This window comes from Polaribacter sp. 20A6 (genome assembly GCF_011378915.1).
Lineage (GTDB): Bacteria > Bacteroidota > Bacteroidia > Flavobacteriales > Flavobacteriaceae > Polaribacter > Polaribacter sejongensis.
On the sequence record NZ_WTPZ01000003.1, the window covers coordinates 508,239 to 527,261 of the forward strand.

The 19,023-nt window shown below is 29.4% G+C and carries 13 protein-coding genes; 8 read left to right on the forward strand and 5 right to left on the reverse strand.

Annotation, left to right across the window (positions count from 1 at the left end; translation table 11 throughout):
- Positions 1 to 20: 20 nt before the first annotated feature.
- From GQS57_RS09580 to GQS57_RS09590, 3 genes are all read left to right on the forward strand, one after another.
- A complete protein-coding gene (locus GQS57_RS09580) occupies positions 21 to 800 on the forward strand; it encodes a S1/P1 nuclease (RefSeq protein ID WP_165732623.1) in 780 nt (259 codons plus the stop codon).
- Between the two features lie 110 nt (positions 801 to 910).
- Positions 911 to 1,417, forward strand: coding sequence for a TlpA disulfide reductase family protein (locus GQS57_RS09585; RefSeq protein WP_165732624.1), 507 nt, complete (start codon positions 911 to 913; stop codon positions 1,415 to 1,417).
- A 17-nt stretch (positions 1,418 to 1,434) separates the two neighbouring features.
- Positions 1,435 to 2,040 (forward strand): thioredoxin family protein, encoded by a 606-nt coding sequence (locus GQS57_RS09590; protein ID WP_165732625.1) that lies wholly within the window; start codon positions 1,435 to 1,437, stop codon positions 2,038 to 2,040.
- Positions 2,041 to 2,145: 105 nt separating this feature from the next.
- On the opposite strand, the gene GQS57_RS09595 is transcribed toward GQS57_RS09590, so the two are convergent.
- Positions 2,146 to 3,387 (reverse strand): DEAD/DEAH box helicase, encoded by a 1,242-nt coding sequence (locus GQS57_RS09595; RefSeq protein ID WP_165732626.1) that lies wholly within the window; start codon positions 3,385 to 3,387, stop codon positions 2,146 to 2,148.
- 632 nt (positions 3,388 to 4,019) lie between these two features.
- Between GQS57_RS09595 and GQS57_RS09600 the strand changes: the two genes are divergently transcribed.
- Entirely contained in the window at positions 4,020 to 5,999 is a 1,980-nt protein-coding gene (locus tag GQS57_RS09600) for a cytochrome c biogenesis protein CcdA (RefSeq protein ID WP_165732627.1), read from the forward strand.
- 8 nt (positions 6,000 to 6,007) lie between these two features.
- Positions 6,008 to 7,507: an aminotransferase class V-fold PLP-dependent enzyme gene (locus GQS57_RS09605; RefSeq protein WP_165732628.1), complete on the forward strand. Its 1,500-nt coding sequence runs from the start codon at positions 6,008 to 6,010 to the stop codon at positions 7,505 to 7,507.
- Between the two features lie 159 nt (positions 7,508 to 7,666).
- On the opposite strand, the gene GQS57_RS09610 is transcribed toward GQS57_RS09605, so the two are convergent.
- The 4 genes from GQS57_RS09610 to GQS57_RS09625 all read right to left on the reverse strand — a co-directional run bounded on the left by GQS57_RS09610 (position 7,667) and on the right by GQS57_RS09625 (position 11,636).
- Positions 7,667 to 9,049: an NAD(P)/FAD-dependent oxidoreductase gene (locus tag GQS57_RS09610; RefSeq protein ID WP_165732629.1), complete on the reverse strand. Its 1,383-nt coding sequence runs from the start codon at positions 9,047 to 9,049 to the stop codon at positions 7,667 to 7,669.
- Between the two features lie 291 nt (positions 9,050 to 9,340).
- On the reverse strand, positions 9,341 to 10,243 hold the full coding sequence (locus tag GQS57_RS09615; protein ID WP_165732630.1) for a DMT family transporter: 903 nt from the start codon (positions 10,241 to 10,243) through the stop codon (positions 9,341 to 9,343).
- Between the two features lie 157 nt (positions 10,244 to 10,400).
- A complete protein-coding gene (locus GQS57_RS09620) occupies positions 10,401 to 10,847 on the reverse strand; it encodes a GNAT family N-acetyltransferase (protein WP_165732631.1) in 447 nt (148 codons plus the stop codon).
- 345 nt (positions 10,848 to 11,192) lie between these two features.
- Positions 11,193 to 11,636: an META domain-containing protein gene (locus tag GQS57_RS09625; protein WP_165732632.1), complete on the reverse strand. Its 444-nt coding sequence runs from the start codon at positions 11,634 to 11,636 to the stop codon at positions 11,193 to 11,195.
- 374 nt (positions 11,637 to 12,010) lie between these two features.
- On the opposite strand from GQS57_RS09625, the gene GQS57_RS09630 reads away from it, so the two are divergent.
- The 3 genes from GQS57_RS09630 (at position 12,011) to GQS57_RS09640 (ending at position 18,832) form a co-directional block, all read left to right on the forward strand.
- Complete coding sequence (locus GQS57_RS09630; protein ID WP_165732633.1) at positions 12,011 to 13,600, forward strand: FMN-binding glutamate synthase family protein; 1,590 nt, start codon at positions 12,011 to 12,013, stop codon at positions 13,598 to 13,600.
- 270 nt (positions 13,601 to 13,870) lie between these two features.
- Positions 13,871 to 14,299: a GNAT family N-acetyltransferase gene (locus GQS57_RS09635; RefSeq protein WP_165732634.1), complete on the forward strand. Its 429-nt coding sequence runs from the start codon at positions 13,871 to 13,873 to the stop codon at positions 14,297 to 14,299.
- 405 nt (positions 14,300 to 14,704) lie between these two features.
- On the forward strand, positions 14,705 to 18,832 hold the full coding sequence (locus GQS57_RS09640) for a hybrid sensor histidine kinase/response regulator transcription factor (RefSeq protein WP_165732635.1): 4,128 nt from the start codon (positions 14,705 to 14,707) through the stop codon (positions 18,830 to 18,832).
- Positions 18,833 to 19,023: the final 191 nt, after the last annotated feature.

The following is a 19,023-nucleotide window of genomic DNA, read 5'->3' on the forward strand; positions in this document are numbered from 1 at the left end:
CATAATTTTAAAAACACAAAATGAAGATTAAAGTACTTTTTATACTATCGATATTTTTATTCTCAAATTTTTCAGCAGAAGAAACTGTTTTTTGGGGACCAACAGGACATAGAACTACGGGGAAAATTGCCGAAAATCATTTAACAAACAAAGCCAAAAGAAAAATTGATAAATTGTTAAAAGGACAAAGTTTGGCATTTGTATCCACCTTTGGTGATGAGATAAAATCTGATAAAAAATACAACGAATTTTATTCTTGGCATTATGTAAATATGGGCTTAGATGAAAAGTATGCAGATGCAGAAAAAAATCCGGCAGGAGATATGGTTACTGGTATCTATAAATGTATAGAGGTTTTAAAGGATGACAATAGTTCTGAAGAAGATAAAGTTTTCTATTTAAAAATGTTGGTACATTTAGTTGGAGATTTACACCAACCAATGCATGTTGGACAAAGAGAAGACAAAGGTGGTAATACTATACAGCTTCAGTGGTTTGGTAAGGGGACAAATTTACACTCGGTTTGGGATTCTAAAATAATAGAAGAATACAACATGAGTTATATTGAATTGGCTGAAAACGCCAAAGATTTATCAAAAGCAGAAATTAAAGCAATTGAAAAAGGAACTGTTGTAGATTGGGTAGATGAAGTTCATGAGGTTACAAAAGAAGTTTATAAATCTGTAAAAGTTGGTGAGAATTTAAAATACAGATATTCTTATAATCATTTAGGAACTGTAAGAACTCAATTACAAAAAGGAGGAATTCGTTTGGCTAAAATTTTAAACGAAATTTTCTAACAGAAAAATAGATTAGTATTAGAGCCTCATAAACTTAGTTTTATGAGGCTTTTTTGTTAAGGATTAGTTAATTGTTTTTTAGTGAGATATCTTCTTTGTAATTTTATAAAATGTTTAAAAACGGTTTTTATTCTTTGCTATTTTTGTCCCTTTTATTTTCCTGTAAAAAAGGAGAAGTAAAAGAAGAATCACAAAAAGTAACTTCAGTAAAGTCTTATACATACAATGAATTGAAACCTTTGTTAGAAAAAAATGATGGTAAAACATACGTTGTTAATTTTTGGGCAACTTGGTGTGCTCCTTGTGTAAAAGAATTACCGGCATTTGAAAAATTAAACAAAGAATACGCAGCTAAAAATGTAGAAGTCATTTTGGTGAGTTTAGACTTTCCGAAACAAGTAGATAAAAGATTGATTCCTTTTATCAATAAACATAATTTACAGTCTAAAGTTGTTTTATTAAATGATATTAATGAAGATGTTTGGATTAAAGCCATAGATTCTACTTGGTCTGGAGCCATACCAGCTACATTAATTTACAATGCAAAAGGAAGAACGTTTTACGAGAAATCTTTCGATTATGAAGAACTAGAGTCTGAATTGAAAACTATTTTATAAACTTACAAAGTAACAATATGAAATTTACAAAATCGATTTTAGTCCTATTTGTAGTTCTTGTGGCAAGTGCCTTTACAATAAAAATGGCAGATGGTTACCAAGTAGGTAACACTATAGAAGATTTCACGTTAAAGAATATTGATGATAAAATGGTTTCTCTATCAGATTATTCTGAAGCAAAGGGTTTTGTTATCATTTTTACGTGTAATACGTGTCCGTATTCTGTAGCTAATGAAGATAGAATAATCGCTTTAGATTTAAAATATAAAAAATTAGGTTACCCTGTAATTGCTATCAATCCGAATGATCCGAAGGCTTCTAAAGGAGATAGTTTAGAAGATATGAAGGTTAGGGCAGAAGAGAAAGGATTCACGTTTCCTTATTTATTAGATGAAGAACAAAAAGTATATCCAAAATTTGGAGCAACTAAAACACCGCATGTATTTGTGGTTAGCAAACCAAGTATGAAAGTTGAATATATTGGAGCAATAGATAATAGTTCTAGAGATGAGGATGCTGTAACTGAAAAATATGTAGAAAATGTTGTAGATGCTTTATTGTCTGGAAAAAAGCCTACAAAAAGAAACACTAGAGCAATTGGTTGTTCAATAAAAGTATTATAAGAGAAATGATTTAGAGATTAATTGAACTTTTTCCTCTATTTACAAAAAATCCCAAGTTTTCACTTGGGGTTTTTTTATGCTATAATTTTAAAAGGTGAGCTAAGTTTAATACCAACGTTTTTTATTCTTCTTAGAAGCTTCAGACTTTCTTCCTTTATTATGTTTACTTTCCGTATTTGGCTGTTTTTTTCTGTGTTTTGGTGGTGCAATAGGATAAGGATGTTCTGCAATAACTTTAATTGTTTTTTCAATTAACGTTTCAATTAATTTAATATAAGCATTTTCATCTGGAGAACAGAAAGAAAAAGCAATTCCAGATTTACCAGCTCTACCTGTTCTACCAATTCTATGAATATACGTTTCTGGTATGTTAGGAATATCAAAATTAATAATGGCATCTACATTTGTAATGTCAATTCCACGTGCTGCAACATCTGTCGCAATTAAAATATTTGCTTTTTTATCTTTAAAATCTTCAATAGCTTTGTTACGTATTGCTTGGGTTTTATCACCATGAATACTTGTAACTTTATAGCCATTTTTAAGTAGCGATTCCTCTAATTTATCTACACCAAACTTGGTACGTCTAAAAATAATTATTTTCCCGTTTATGGTGTTTCTTAGCAAATGCAAGCATAAATCGGTTTTGTTTTTCTTTGGAAGATAATACAATAACTGACCAATGTTTTTTGCCGTAGTTTCTTCTGGATTTATTTCAATCTTAATAGGACTTTTTAAAATCCTTTTAGCCAATTCATCTATTTTTTCTGGAATTGTCGCAGAGAAAAGTAATGTTTGTTTTTGCTTAGGACATAATGCTTCTATTTTTTTAACATCGGCAATAAAGCCCATGTCTAACATTAAATCTGCTTCATCTAATACAAAAATTTCAATAGCACTTAAATCGATGTTTCCTTGTAATTGTAAATCAATTAATCTACCAGGAGTTGCAACCAAAACATCTACACCTTCACCTAATATTTCTTTTTGAGGTTCTAAAGATACACCACCAAAAACAGCGGTAGTTTTTAAATCGGTGTATTTACTGTAGCTCACAAAATTTTCTAAAATTTGTATTGCTAACTCACGAGTTGGTGTTATAATTAATGATTTTATCTTCTTTTTAGCTTTTTTATCCTCTTCTACTTCTTTATCTAATAAAAGCTGAATTATTGGCAAAGCAAAAGCAGCAGTTTTTCCAGTACCTGTTTGTGCAGAAACAATTACGTTTTTTTTAGCTAAAACTAAAGGAATTGCTTTTTCTTGTACTTGTGTTGGTCTGTGAAATCGCTCTTCAGCAACTGCTTTTAAGATGGATTTATGTAAAGGTAATTCAGAAAACTGCATTGATTATTTTTTATGCAAAGATAGTTTAATTGTATCAATGCATTTTGTATTTATAAAATTTTGAATAATGAACGTTTTATTTACGTATATAAATGGATTAAGCATAAAACGGACTCGAATTTTAAAGGTGTTTATATTAATGTAAGTTTAATGTTTAGGAGAGAAAGTTGATTAGAGTGATGTATGTGTTTTTAGTTTAACTTGTTGTTATTCTTAATTTAGCCAAGTGTATGTGTGGTATTATTAAGCTAAGATTTGCATACAATTTAATTCTAATTCAGATAAAGTTGATATCTTAGTAGCTGTTTAACTTCTAGAAATTAGAATAGTAACACAAGGTAAATTTACCATAAAAAGGTTTTAAAAAAAGGAAGTCAAATTATTAAAAAGAATATAAGAAGCAGACTAGTTTTAATCTTTTTTATATGGATTTATTAGAAGTGTTTTATAAGGAAAATTATAATATAATTAACCTATAATACTTTGTAGACTTCCTTAGAAATATTAATATTGGTGCTTTAAAAAAAAAGTACTCACTACTTATCTAAAACGTAATTAGTAAGACCTTATTATTCTCCTTTAACTTAAAAGTTTTAAAAATAAAACTGATACTAAATACCAAATAGAAACAGATGAAGAAAATAATTTTAATTTTATTATTAACGCTTGGGTTTACATCATACGCTCAAGTTTTTGAACCTGTAAAATGGACTACTTCTGTAGAAAAAGTATCAGAAACTGAATACAATCTTGTAGCAAAGGCAAGTATAGATAGAGGTTGGCATTTATACTCACAAAATGTGCCAGAAGATGGACCAATACCTACTTCATTTACTTTTGAAGAAAATGAAGGTTATTCTTTAATAGATAATGTTGTAGAAGAAGAGGGACATACGATAGATGACCCTGTTTTTAATATGGTTATTAAGTTTTTTGAAGACAGTGCAACTTTTAAGCAAAAAGTAAAAATTACAAGTACAGAACTTACTGCAATAATAGGAGAAGTAGAGTTTATGGTTTGTGATGATAGCAGATGTTTGCCGCCTACTTATATAGATTTAGAATTTAATTTTAATAATACAACTGTTACAAAAGATATTTCAACTGCAAGTATAACATCAGAAAAAGAAAGTGTTATAAAAAGTACCACGACAAACACACCAAGTGAAGACAATAATCAAAGAGGTTTAATTTCAATCTTTTTAATTGCCTTTATATCTGGTTTTGCTGCATTGTTAACGCCTTGTGTATTCCCGATGATACCAATGACAGTGAGCTTTTTTACAAAACAAAGTAAAACAAAGGCTGCAGGAATTAAAAATGCCATTATTTACGGACTTTCAATTATTGTAATTTACGTTTTATTAGGTGTTTTAGTCAGTCTTCTTTTCGGAGCAGATGCATTAAATGCACTTTCTACAAATGTGTGGTTTAACGTTATCTTCTTTGTTTTATTATTGGTTTTTGCAGCGTCCTTTTTAGGAGCTTTCGAAATTATGTTACCAAATTCTTGGGCAAATAAAGTAGATTCTCAAGCAGATAGAGGTGGTTTAATAGGTATCTTTTTTATGGCTTTAGCATTGGCTATTGTATCCTTTTCTTGTACAGGCCCTATTGTTGGTACTTTATTAGTAGAAGCTGCAGCTGGTGGAAGTCAAATAGGTCCAATAGTGGGCATGTTAGGTTTTTCTTTAGCAATTGCTTTACCATTTGCATTATTTGCTGCTTTTCCTGGTTGGTTAAATTCTTTGCCAAAATCTGGTGGTTGGTTAAATACCGTAAAAGTAGTTTTAGGGTTCTTAGAACTTGCTTTGGCTTTCAAATTCTTATCGAATGCAGATTTAGTACTTCAATTACACTGGTTAGAAAGAGAAGTGTTTATTGCTATTTGGATTGCCGTTTTTGGAGGGTTAACTTTATATCTTTTCGGAAAAATACAATTACCACACGATTCTCCGATAAAACATATTTCTGTTGGTAGATTAGGTTTGGGATTATTTTCATTAACTTTTACATTGTATATGTTACCAGGTTTATGGGGAGCACCTTTAAATTTAATTAGCGCTTTTCCACCACCACAGCATTATAGCGAATCTCCTTACGGAGTAGGTTATATGAAACTAGGTTCTGGAGATGCCTCTCAGACAGAAATTCCTGATGGAGCACATTTAATGCCTCCACATAATATTTTATCATTTAACGATTATGATAAAGGTTTGGCGTATGCTAAAAAAGTAGGGAAGCCAGTAATGATGGACTTTACAGGACATGCTTGTGTAAATTGTAGAAAAATGGAGCAAAATGTTTGGGTGCAACCAAATATTTTAAAAATGCTTAAAAATGACGTAATTCTAATTTCTTTATATGTTGATGATAAACGAAAGTTAGCGGATGACGAAGTGGTAGAAAGCAAATTAAGACCTGGTAAAAAACTAAAGTATATTGGTCAGAAATGGAGTGAAATGCAAACCATTAAGTACAAGACCAATACGCAACCTTTTTATGTTTTAATGAATCATGATGAAGAAGATTTAAATGCGCCAGTAGGATATACTCCTAATAGCGATGACTATTATAACTGGATGAAAGAAGGTATTAAAAAATTTAAATAATTTTAATTATGATTTCAGCAAATAAAAACAACATAGTAAAATCTGATTTAGAAAATTATTTTAATCAGTTTAAAAAAAATATCGTTGGTATTAACCAGACTTTTCAATCTCCGTATGGGGAGCAAAAATTAATATATACAGATTGGACCGCAAGCGGAAGACTATACCGTCCAATTGAAGAAAAGTTAATAAATGAATTTGGACCGTTTATAGCAAATACACATACAGAAACATCAACTTCTGGTGCTGCTATGACTTTAGCATATCATGAGGCTAGAAGTATTATTAAGCGTCATGTTAATGCAAATGATAATGATGTTTTAATTACTTCTGGTACAGGAATGACAGGTGTTGTTAATAAATTTCAAAGAATTTTAGGATTAAAAGTTTCAGAAAATTTAAAAGAGCATACTCATATTCCAGATGAAATTAGACCTATTGTTTTTGTTTCTCATATGGAGCATCACTCTAACCATACATCATGGATAGAAACAATTGCAGATGTTGAGGTAGTTCCTTGTGATGATGAAGGTCTGTTATGTGTAAAGAAATTTGAAGAGTGTATTAAGAAATACGAACACAGAAAAATAAAGATTGCTTCTATAACATCCTGTTCTAATGTTACAGGAATTAAAACGGCATATCATGAAGTTGCAAAATTAATACATAAATACAACGGACTCTGTTTTGTCGATTTTGCTTGTTGTGCTCCTTATGTAGATATAAATATGCACCCAGAAAATGAAGATGAACAGTTAGATGCGATTTTCTTTTCTCCTCATAAGTTTTTAGGAGGTCCAGGAACTTCTGGAGTTTTAGTTTTTAATAAAAAATTGTATAAAAACGTGGTGCCAGATAACCCAGGTGGAGGTACAGTAAGTTATACAAATCCTTGGGGGCAGCATGATTATTTTGTGGATGTAGAAACAAGAGAAGATGGTGGAACACCAGGTTTTATGCAGGCTATAAAAATTGCGCTTTCTATTCAGTTGAAAGACAAAATGGGCGTTGTAAACATTAAGAAAAGGGAAGATGAAATTAATGCAGTAGTATTTGAAACTTTAGAAAGCCTTTCGGGAGTAAAAATATTAGCACCAAACCATAAAGACCGACTAAGTATTTTTTCTTTTTATTTTGAAAAACATCACTTTAATATGGTTGTAAAAATATTAAATGATAGATTCGGAATTCAAACTAGAGGAGGTTGTTCTTGTGCAGGAACTTACGGACATTTTTTATTAAATGTAGATCAAGCAACATCTAATAGAATAAAAGATGAAATTTTACTTGGCTGCAGTACGGATAAACCAGGTTGGATTCGCTTGTCAATTCACCCAACAATTACATCAGAAGAGTTAAGCTTTATTTGTAATTCTTTAAAAGAACTGTCAGAAAATATTGAAGAATGGTCTAAAGATTATAAGTATGATAATCTAAAAAATGATTTTTTACACAAGACTGTTCCTCCTATTGAAAAAGAGTTGGTTAAAAAATGGTTTTCATTATAAATTTTAAGGAGCTATTGAACCTTTAAAATAGATGTTGTTAAATTGATTTTTGCTTCTAATCTTATTTACTTTATCAAGAAAATTTAAAGTAATATTTTAAAAAAAAACACCTCACAGATTAGAAATATGTGAGGTGTTTTTTTATCACTATAAAAAAATCTAAACGGGCTCTTTTTCTTCTAAAGCTTTTTCTTTTTGGTCTTCAAATAGGTAACGTTCTTTACTATCATCTAATTCATCCATCCATTCCGTATGATGCGTTTCTGCCATAGTACCTGTTACTACACTTTTAAAAGTTTTATCACGATAGGTTAAAATATTTTCATCTTTATCTTTTAACCATTCTTTAAACATTTCTGCAACTTTATCTACATCAAAACCTGGGTAATCAGACAATGCTAATAATTCTTTAATATAGGCAGTTTGAAAATCTACATGATCATGGCTAGACTTTAACCTTTCATTTTCTACTAACCATTTATTAATATCTAATCGTCTTTCTGCTTTAGTTGGTATTTTATAGCGGTCCATTATAAAATCTCTTGCAACCCAAGCTTGTGCATCAAACATATTAAAGGTGTAGTATTGATCTTGCATTCCTAAATAAATTAAATTAGGAGTGTCATTAAAGAAAATACCTTTGTATAAGTGGTCTGGGTATAAGTTGTTTTTTGTTTTTAAACGTAATTCATCTGGTAAAAACGGAAATTTATGTTGATAGCCGGTACACATAATAACGGCATCAAATTTTTGAGAGGTACCGTCTTTAAAAAATGCTGTATCTCCTTTAAAGTATTTTAACAATGGTACTTCTGTAATTCCTTCAGGCCAATTTACACCAATAGGTTTGCTTCTGTAACTTAAAGTTACCGATTTTGCACCATGTTTATGGCATTGTACACCAATATCTTCAGCAGAATAACTACTACCAATAATTAATAAGTTTTGGTCTTTATATGGATCTGCTCCTCTAAAATCATGAGCATGCATAACTTGTCCTGTAAATTCTTCTATGCCTGCAAAATAAGGCATATTTGGAGTGGAGAAATGCCCAGATGCAACTACGAGGTAATCAAATTCTTCTGAATATGTTTTATCAATCTTTAAATTATCTAAAACAATTTTAAACTTTTTAGTGTCTTCATTATAGTTTATCCAACGTACGGTTGTATTAAAACGAATGTAATCTCTAACATTGTTTTTTTTGATTCTACCTTGTATGTAATCAAACAAAACAGGTCTTGGTGGGTAAGATGAAATAGGTTTCTTAAAATGCTCATCAAAAGAATAATCAGAAAACTCTAAACACTCTTTTGGGCCGTTAGACCATAAATATTTGTACATACTTCCATGCGCAGGTTCTCCATATTTACCAACACCTGTTCTCCATGAAAAATTCCACATACCACCCCAATTACTTTGTTTTTCAAAACAAACAACTTCCGGAACTTCTAAACCTTGTTTTTTAGCAGCTTCAAAAGCTCTTAATTGTGCTAAACCACTTGGTCCTGCACCAATAATTGCGACGCGTTTTTTACTCATATCCATAATATGTATACATTTTTAATTTGTACATGTTTCAAGAAACAGTACAAGGAATTATTAATTTATAATTTAGTAAATAGCTACGTTTTTGTAGCATTGGAAATAACTCAGAATCCTTTTAGATTGAATTTAAGCAGTAGGTAACTGTTTATTCTATGGAATTAAGGTTGTTTTTCCAGAAGTGATAAAGGTACAATTTTTATAAGGTTTTCCCTAATAATAGCATTGATTAACTTAATAGGTAGATCTGTATTATTGATTGTAGAAACAGCTTAAAGATTTTAAAATTTACCCACGAGGAACTAATTTTGGATCTTTCTTTTTCTCTCTAATTAAGTAAATTCCGATTAAAATTAGTGCGCCACCAAAAACATACCAAAAAGTAAATTTTTCTCCATCTAAAATGCCCCAAATCACCGCAACAATTGGCAGCAAATAACTTACGGTACTTGCAAAAACGGCAGAGGTGTCTTGTATTAATTTAAAATATAATAACATGGCAATTGCGGTACCAAAAACGGTTAAAAAAGCCAAATAACTTAAAGGTTCTGTAAATTCTGGTTTCATTTCAAAATTTTGAACAAAACCAGTAAAGTATAAAATGACCAAAGATGGAATTGCCCAAATAGAATAGACAGTAGCAGTTAATTTTATAGCATTTAAATTCGGGATTCTTTCTTTTATAACCACTGCATTTACGCCATAAGAAGCACCGGCAAGTACAACCAACATAACATACCAAAAGTTAGAATCTTCTGCATTTGCTTCAGAAAAATAGATAATACTTGCAGCTCCTAGAAAACCAATTACGGCACCAAGCATTTGTGTTTTTTTACTTTTAATTCCAAATAACAAAAAGCCAAAAACCAACACAAAAATAGGAACCAAAGAATCTAAAATACCGGCCAAAGAACTACTTACTTTAGTCTGGGCAATTGGAAACAAAAACATCGGTAAAAAATTACCGAAGAAACCAGCAATTGTTACCCATAAAATTGTCTTTTTCGACATTTTAAAAAGTGCAGGAATACCAATAACGCCTAATAGTAACCCAGAGCCAACAACTCGTATTGCTCCAATTTCATAAGGTGTAAAAACTACCAATGATTTTTTTATCAACATAAAGGAACTTCCCCATGTCAATGCAATTACAAGTAATAAAAACCATTTATTATTTACAAAATTTTTCATAATATTAAAGTAGTAAAGCAGTTTTTTCTAATAACTATTTCTTATAAATAGCACATTGTATAAGTCTATATAGTAGGTGTTTTGATAATAATTTCTGTTGCATCTTTCTAATTGTAATAGATAGACATTAAATCATTTTTTAATCCAATTTGTGGGTTTAGCTATTTTTTAGAGTCATAATAATTCTTTTTTCATTCTCTAGAAAATAGTCTTCTATAATTGTTTCGCCTTTAAAACCTAGCTCTTTATAAATATTAATTGCTGAAGCATTATCAGGATGAACTGTTAAGCATATTTCTAAACAATTTTCATCCTTTAAAAGGTTGACCACCTTGTTCGTTAGTTTCTTTCCTATTTGTTTACCTCTAGCTTCTGGATGTACACCTAATGATAGAACCCAAGCTTTTTGGTTATTCGTGTTTAATGCACCTACTGCAAAGCCTAAAATTTTATTATTTTCTTTGGCTACTATAAATAAACTGTTAGAAATGTCAAACAATTGACGTATTACAAAAGCAGGGTAACTACCTGCATTAAAAACAAGTTGCTCAAGTGCTAACACCTCTTTTAAGTCTTCTGTTTTTACGGTTTGAATAGTAATCATATTCTTTTTTTTGTGCTTTAATAATTTAAAATACTTGTAATTATAAGTGTTATTTACTGGATGTGCAGTAAAGCAAAATTAGCAAAGATTTTTATAAAAAGGTTACAGTTCTAAAAAGAAAAAAGAGACTTATTAATAATGGAAAATTCCAATATTAAATAGTCTCTTTTATGTTTCTTAATAATATAACTGTTGAACGAAAATCATATGGAGGAAATCAACCAAAAATCTACCATATTATCAATTTTTTGAAATTTGTTCAACAGTTCTATATTCTTTCTATACTTTAAAATAAAAGAAGCAACACAGTGCTGTTTTTTGAATAAAGTAATATTATGATTTATTTTATTCAATAGCTTCAAAAACAGCTAAAGGAGCTCTTCTACCAACGTTTAATGATAGAATGTTATCCTTAATTGTGTAGTTGTCTGCTATTTCAAATATTTTTAATAATTCAGATTCATTAACAGCTGTATCTGGACACATCTTTAAAGTTGTTAGCATTTTTTTAAATTCAATTCTATTACCTTCTTTTAAAATAAATTCTCCAGAAATTGTATTACAACCTGTAAAACCCGTAACGCTGTTTGTATCTGTATTTAAAGTGATAAAAATTTCATGCTCTAGGTTGTCTGCTTTGGCAACGTCTTGTCCTTCTAGAGTTTTAAGTTGCCAATGTTTTTCTGTAATAGAGTTTGTTAAAGTATCCTTGTTTTTTTTCTTATCAGAATTACAACTTATAGTTATCATTGCTATCATTGTAAATACTATTATTAATTTAGTTTTCATAACTTTTCCTTTTTATTAGAGTATAAATATAGTTTTGGTTCGTGTAATAGCGAACCGAATTAATGTAAAGTATTGTTAAAATTTGTTTTTTTGAATTGGAATAAATGGCATCTAAATTTCTGAACTTTTAAATTTTGTCATTCTAAGAAAGGTTACTTTTATTAGCGGTATCAATAGAAAAAAATACTTGTTTATGTATTAGGTGTTACTTCCTTCTAATTTTTTGGTTAATAAAAACTAGGTTTATGCTGGGTTTTCACTGTTTTTTTTAGAGGAATATAATTCATAGATTTACAAATTAATCTTGTGGTTAAATTAGATTCAATTAAAATTATTTCTCAAAGTAAACTTTTTCAACAAAATCAATTTATCTTATGAAAGTTCGTGAATATTTTATAATCATTTCTATTCTTATTACAGCAGCTGTTATTGTTATCGCTCAATTTTGGTTTCCAATTGTTTGGTCTTTCTTATTGATTGGTCCGTTAATTATTTTAGGGCTTTTTGATGTTTTTCAAACAAAGCATACTATTAGACGTAATTTTCCATTATTAGGTAGGTTTAGGTATATTTTAGAATCTGTAAGGCCAGAAATTATGCAGTATTTTGTAGAAACAGATACTGAGGGGAGACCATTAAACCGAATTTTAAGATCTTTAGTTTATAGAAGAGCAAAGGGAGAAAATGATACTGAACCTTTTGGAACTCAGATGGATTTATACCATTCTGGTTATGAATGGTTAGAGCATTCTATGTATGCGAAAAATAATCCAAAAGAAATTGAAGAATTTCCAAGGTTATTAATTGGTGGTAAAGACTGTAAGCAACCCTATTCTTCTAGTTTACTTAATATATCTGCAATGAGTTTTGGTTCTTTAAGTAAAAATGCTGTTTTAGCATTAAATAAAGGTGCAAAAATGGGGAATTTTGCACATAATACTGGTGAGGGAGCTATTAGTCAATACCATTTAGAGCATGGAGGAGATTTAATTTGGCAAGTTGGTACTGGATATTTTGGTTGTAGAAATGAAGACGGAACTTTTAATGAAACAACTTTTAAAGAAAATGCCATTAAACCATCGGTTAAAATGATAGAAATTAAACTATCGCAAGGTGCTAAACCTGGTCATGGTGGAATTTTACCAGCTTCAAAAAATACAGAAGAAATTGCAAAAATAAGACACGTAAAACCAGGTATTGCGGTGCATTCTCCACCATCTCATTCTGCTTTCTCTAACCCAATTGAATTTATGCATTTTATTAAAAGGTTAAGAGAGCTTTCTGAAGGAAAACCGATTGGTTTTAAATTATGTTTAGGAAGAAAACAAGAATTTATGGATTTTTGTGAAGCGATGATTTTTACAGGAATACAACCAGATTTTATTACAGTAGATGGAGGAGAAGGAGGAACTGGTGCTGCGCCAGTAGAATTCTCTAATTCAATGGGAATGCCATTGCGTGAAGGTTTAATTTTTGTGCATGATACCCTTGTTGGTTTTGGGTTAAGAAAAGATATTAAAGTAATTGTAGCAGGTAAAATTATATCAGGATTTCACATGGCTAGAGCAATTTCTTTAGGTGCAGACGGTTGTAATAGTGCGCGTGCAATGATGCTTGCAATTGGTTGTATACAAGCGTTACAGTGTAATTCTAACACTTGTCCTGTTGGTGTGGCAACTCAAAATAAATCTTTAGTTAAAGGATTGGTTGTAGAGGATAAAGCGCCAAGAGCAAAAAGATATCACGACGCTACTATTCATAGTTTTTTAGAACTGGTTGCGGCTGCAGGTTTAAATGAACCGAGTGAGCTAACTAGAGATCATATTAGTAAAAGAGTAGGTTTATATAATGTAAAAACTTACGAAGATATTTATCCTTATTTAAAAGAAGGGTGTTTGCTAGATATTAGTACGATTCCTTTAGATTATAAAAAATTCTTTCATCTTACAAGAGTTATGAGTTAGATATATAACTCGTATCATAAAGGTGATATTTTCTAATTAGAAAGTATCACCTTTTTTTATTTAAAAAAGTGATGAGAATTCCTACAGATCAAATTACAGAAACTCTTTTTTTATAATTTATCTTATTTATCTCTAGAAGATAAGTAAAGAGGGGTAGAAATAGTGTCTTTTGTAAAAATATAAAAGGATAACTGAATAGCTAACATTAACGATTTTTTTTATCTAAATTTAGGCTTTGTAAATAAGAAATTAAAATTCAATTTTATTGTGATGAAAATTTATAAGTTAGAAACGGTAAATGACCATATTTTAAAAGCATTTATAAAGTTAATTCCACAACTTAGCACTAGCTGTATTTTGCCTAGCCAAAAAGATTTGGAAGATATTGTTAGCTCTAATAATACGATGCTTTTTATAGCCGAAGAAAATAATAATATATTAGGGACACTCACACTTGTTTTTAATAAGATACCTACTGGTAATAAAGTTTGGATTGAAGATGTAGTTGTTGATAATACAGCAAGAGGTAAAGGAGTTGGAAAGAAGTTGACTCAATTTGCTATAGAATATACAGCAAATAAAGGTATTAAAAGTATCAATTTAACATCGAGTCCAGATAGAATTGCTGGCAATGAATTATATCAAAAACTAGGTTTTATTAAAAGAGAAACAAATGTTTATCGACTAACAATTGAGTAGCTTTTTTAATTAAAGACTCAATAAGTAATGATCTAAAGTTACATCATTTTAGTTTTCTATTGTTTGAGATGGTTCCTTGAATGTGATATAGACTTTTTTAATATAGAAGAACCTCAATGTGAATTATTTTAAAATTATCATAGAAAAGTTTAACTTATTCCTGAAATAAAAATGAAGCCAACTCTACATTTAAGTTTTCCTTTATTTTATATTTCATTTAAATCCTCTGAAGAAAAGTAATTTTAAAGAAATATTTTAGGTTTTGTGATTTATCTTGAAGATCTTAATATAGAAAAGAGACTTAATAAAAGAAGTATATTATTTCTAACTTATTATAAATTCATTATTATCTTAAAACAGAAAAACTTTAGTATTTTTATTGCCTTATTAAACTTCCATACGCCAATGTTAAAAAAATATTGCTTCGCTTTTTTACTTACATTTTTTTGTGTAGTCAGCTTTTTTTCTCAAGAAAACAGCATTGAATATGCGAAAAAAATCACCATTTCTGATGGTTTAGCACATAATGGAGTAACATCTGTATTAAAAGATAGCAATGGTTTTTTATGGGTTGGAACTTATGAGGGGATTAATAAATATGATGGTTACAAGCTGGTCACCTTTAAAAACACCATAGATAAAGATATTCTTACAAGTAACAGAGTTAGATCTATTACAGAAGATCACAAAAAAAATATATGGATTGGTACCGATCAGGGTGTTACCATATATAAGTCTTCTCAAGAAAAATTTATCAAATTATATTCCAATAAACTTATTGGTAAAGACAATAGTGGTCCCATAATAAGAAAGGTTTTTATCAATAAGAAAAACAACAAGATTTACTGTTTAACAGAAGGTAATGGAGTCTTTCTCTTCGATGAAGATTATAAGTTAATAAATCGATTTGATCCAAAAGTAAACGAACCTAACAGTTTAAAATTTTACGATGTTTTAGAGTTAAAGGATGAAAATTTAGTCTTTATTACATCAAATGGGGTGTATTTTTTTGACACTTTAAAAAATAGTTTTAAAAAGATATTAGATAAAAATATCAATTATGCTACCGGAATTACTAGGGTAAATGAATCTCTATTTTTAATTAATTTAGAGTATGGTTTAGGAGTGGTTTGCTACAATGCAGCAAAAAACGAATTTACTTTTAAAGAACAAATATTATCAGAAAAGCAGTTAAATAACTTATCTATAGATGATAATGGAGATTTATGGGTTGGTACCTTAAATAAGGGGATTCTTAAAATTAATGACATTAAAAAGAACCTAACCTGTAATAGTGTAAAACCTTTTAAAATACAATATTTTAATGATGGTTTAGATAGACTAAGAATTAGTAGCATAATTTCTGCGGCTAATAATATTTGGGTTGGTACTTTTAATAAAGGTTTATATCAGTTTGATATTAAAGAAACTCCCTTTAAGAAGTATAATAGAAAAATGGATTATAAGTATGGTATTGCTTCTAATTCGATTACTCATTTTTCTAATTTAGATAGTCAAAGAGTTTATATTACGGGCGTTTTTGGGGGCATTTCTTTGTTTAATACAGAAACAGAACTATTTGAACCCTTACCTTTTAACATACCTGAAAATTATTTATTAAGTGTTTCATCTGTTTTTGTAGATTCAAAAAAAAATACTTGGTTAAAAATTACGGGAGTTGGTTTTTTTAGGATAAAACCAGGAAGTAAAAATCTAGAGAAAATAACATCTAATTATTTTATAAATAGTCCATTACAAGCTTTTAGGTCTTTTACCGAAGATAGATATGGAAATATTTGGATTGGTGCTAGTCAAGGTGTTTTTAAAATAACTATAGATAATTCAAATACAATTAAAAATATAGAATCTTTAAATGAGAACCCTTATTTTGATTCTAAAAAAATTGCATTAGCAAGATATATTTATGCAGATCCACAAAAGAATTTTATCTGGATCGGAGTAGATTCAGACGGATTGTTTAGAGTTGATAATCTTAAAGATACACCATTAGAAGAGTTAAGTATTCATCAATTTGTAAATGATAAAAATGATAAAACCTCAATATCAAGTAATTTTGTAACATCAATTTTAAGGTTGCCAAATGGCGATTTATGGGTTGGAACAGAGAGTGGTGGAATTTGTAAAGTAGAAACAAAAGATAATGGATTAGCCTTTACTTCTTTTACCGAAAAAGATGGACTTTCAAATAATGTTGTAAAGAGTATATTGGCTGATAATGAAAATAGTTTATGGGTTTCTACCAATATTGGTTTAAATAAATTTGATTTAAAAAGTAAGGTTTTTAGAAAGTTTAATTTGGTAGATGGTTTGCCTTTTGAAGACTTTTTATTCTCTTCCGAAAAATTGAAGAATGGTACACTTCTTTTTTCTGGCGTAGATGGATTTTGTTATTTTAATCCGGATAAGATTATTAATAAAGAAGAATTACCTAAAGTTCAATTAGAAAATTTAAAAATATTTAATCGTGCAATTTCTCCCGGAGATACCATTAAAGATAGGGTAATCTTAAAAAAGAGTTTGTCTGAATTAAATGAGATAGAACTACAACATGATGAAAACGTGTTTTCTTTTGATATTGCAAGCCTACATTTTTCTAATCCTAAAAACCATTCCTTAAGGTATAAATTACATCCAATTAATAAAGATTGGGTAGTAACAGCATCAAATAATAATGTAGTTAATTATAGTGGTTTACAACCAGGAGAGTATGAGTTAAGTTTTATGGCTTCGAATTCATTAAATGAATGGACACCACCTAAAAATCTTAAAATTGTAATTGTTCCTCCTTTTTGGAAAACCAACACTGCTTATTTTATTTACGCATTGTTAATTTTACTAATACTTTATTTAATTATTTCTACGATTACTAAAATTCAATTTTTAAATCATAATGTAGCCATAGAGAAATTAGAAAAAGATACTGTAAAAGAATTAAATGAATCTAAATTGCGGTTTTTTTCTAACATTTCTCATGAAATTAAAACACCAATAACGCTTATTTCTGGGCCTGTAGATGTTTTATTAGATCGGTATAAGAATAATTTAGATGTGTCGGAAAAATTAAGTTTGGTGAAACGTCAAACTAAAAAAATAAAACAATTAGTAGATCAAGTTCACGATTTTAGAAGGGCAGAAGCTAACTTGTTAAAAATGCATTATACGCGCTTTAACTTTAATGATTTTTTACAAGAATTAGCAAACGATTTTATGTTTTTGGCAAGTAAAGATCAGAAAGAATTTCAGCTTGTTGCTAAAAACAAAAATATTATAGTCTCTGGTGATAAGAGTAAAATTGAAAAGATTTGCAATAATTTAATTAATAATGCTTTTAAATATACCAAGGCAGGAGACACTATTAAAATTGAATTTAGTTGTGATGAGAAAGACTTAAATGTGTCTGTTATAGATACAGGAATGGGAATAGATGAGGTAGATTTAGAACATGTTTTTGAAAGATTTTATCAATCAGAATCTACTCAAAAAGAGCATATTGCTGGTTCTGGTATTGGTTTGGCTTTTTCAAAAAAATTGGTAGAGATGCATTATGGTTACATAAATGCAACGAGTACCGTAAATGAAGGAACTACTATAAGTTTTCAATTACCAATAGTAAAACAACAGGTAGAAGAAGATGAAGTTTTAGATAAAAAAACGGTAGAGCTACCAAAAGAAAAAGAAATTGTAATTGATAAACAAATTGTAGAAGAAGATTTAACAACGGTAACTGTTAGTGGCGAATTTTCTGATGCTTTGGTTTTTTATGCTGAAGATAATTTAGAAATGAGAACCTACGTTACGGGTATTTTGTCTAAGTATTTTACAGTTAGGGCTTTTAGAGACGGACAAGAATGTTTAGAGGCTTTAGAAAATAATTGGCCAGATATAGTAATTAGTGATGTGCAAATGCCACAGCTAAATGGCTTAGATTTATGTATTGCAATTAAATCTGATTTAAAAACAAGTCATATCCCTGTAATTTTACTTACTGCATTAACAAACATAGAAGATCATGTTAGAGGCCTAAGAGATGGAGCAGATGCCTACATAAAAAAACCTTTTAATGTACAGCGTTTAATTACAAATACAGAGGCGTTACTTAGTAATAGAAAGCAATTAAGAGAAAGATATCAGGTTGGTATTCCGTTAACCAAAGAAAATAATAAGAACAATAGAAACGATAATGCTTTTTTAGAGAAGTTGTATAGTATAATGGAAGAGAATCTAGATAATCAAGATTTTGACATTAATACCTTGGCTAAAGAATTGTATTTGAATAGAACACATTTTTATCAAAAAGTAAAAGTATTGACCAATCAAACTCCTTTTGAGTTGATAAAAATGTATCGTTTAAAAAAGGCAGCACAATTTCTAGTACATCAAAAATTATCTGTAAACGAAGTTTTTTTAATGACAGGTTTTAAAAGTAGAACACATTTCACAAAAATTTTTAAAGAAAAATACAACGTTTCTCCAAGTAAATATGGAGCAGAGAATGAGAATAAACTTTCATAATAATTAATTTATTCTTTTAATTAAAAGTGTTGCTGTTAAGAAAACTTAATCCACAAAAGGCGCAAGCTTCTAGTGCAGCTCCAGAAGCTCCTGGATCTGGATTCTAAATTTCAAATAATATTATAAATGAAAACGCTACATATTCTTATGTGGCGTTTTTTATTATTTAGATTTACGCATGCATACTTTTA

Excerpts from the sequence above, each read along its gene's own strand:
- GQS57_RS09580 (WP_165732623.1), top strand. The coding sequence starts at position 21 with ATGAAGATTAAAGTACTTTTTATACTATCGATATTTTTATTCTCAAAT.
- GQS57_RS09585 (WP_165732624.1), top strand. The coding sequence starts at position 911 with ATGTTTAAAAACGGTTTTTATTCTTTGCTATTTTTGTCCCTTTTATTT.
- GQS57_RS09590 (WP_165732625.1), top strand. The coding sequence starts at position 1,435 with ATGAAATTTACAAAATCGATTTTAGTCCTATTTGTAGTTCTTGTGGCA.
- GQS57_RS09595 (WP_165732626.1), bottom strand. The coding sequence starts at position 3,387 with ATGCAGTTTTCTGAATTACCTTTACATAAATCCATCTTAAAAGCAGTT.
- GQS57_RS09600 (WP_165732627.1), top strand. The coding sequence starts at position 4,020 with ATGAAGAAAATAATTTTAATTTTATTATTAACGCTTGGGTTTACATCA.
- GQS57_RS09605 (WP_165732628.1), top strand. The coding sequence starts at position 6,008 with ATGATTTCAGCAAATAAAAACAACATAGTAAAATCTGATTTAGAAAAT.
- GQS57_RS09610 (WP_165732629.1), bottom strand. The coding sequence starts at position 9,049 with ATGAGTAAAAAACGCGTCGCAATTATTGGTGCAGGACCAAGTGGTTTA.
- GQS57_RS09615 (WP_165732630.1), bottom strand. The coding sequence starts at position 10,243 with ATGAAAAATTTTGTAAATAATAAATGGTTTTTATTACTTGTAATTGCA.
- GQS57_RS09620 (WP_165732631.1), bottom strand. The coding sequence starts at position 10,847 with ATGATTACTATTCAAACCGTAAAAACAGAAGACTTAAAAGAGGTGTTA.
- GQS57_RS09625 (WP_165732632.1), bottom strand. The coding sequence starts at position 11,636 with ATGAAAACTAAATTAATAATAGTATTTACAATGATAGCAATGATAACT.
- GQS57_RS09630 (WP_165732633.1), top strand. The coding sequence starts at position 12,011 with ATGAAAGTTCGTGAATATTTTATAATCATTTCTATTCTTATTACAGCA.
- GQS57_RS09635 (WP_165732634.1), top strand. The coding sequence starts at position 13,871 with ATGAAAATTTATAAGTTAGAAACGGTAAATGACCATATTTTAAAAGCA.
- GQS57_RS09640 (WP_165732635.1), top strand. The coding sequence starts at position 14,705 with ATGTTAAAAAAATATTGCTTCGCTTTTTTACTTACATTTTTTTGTGTA.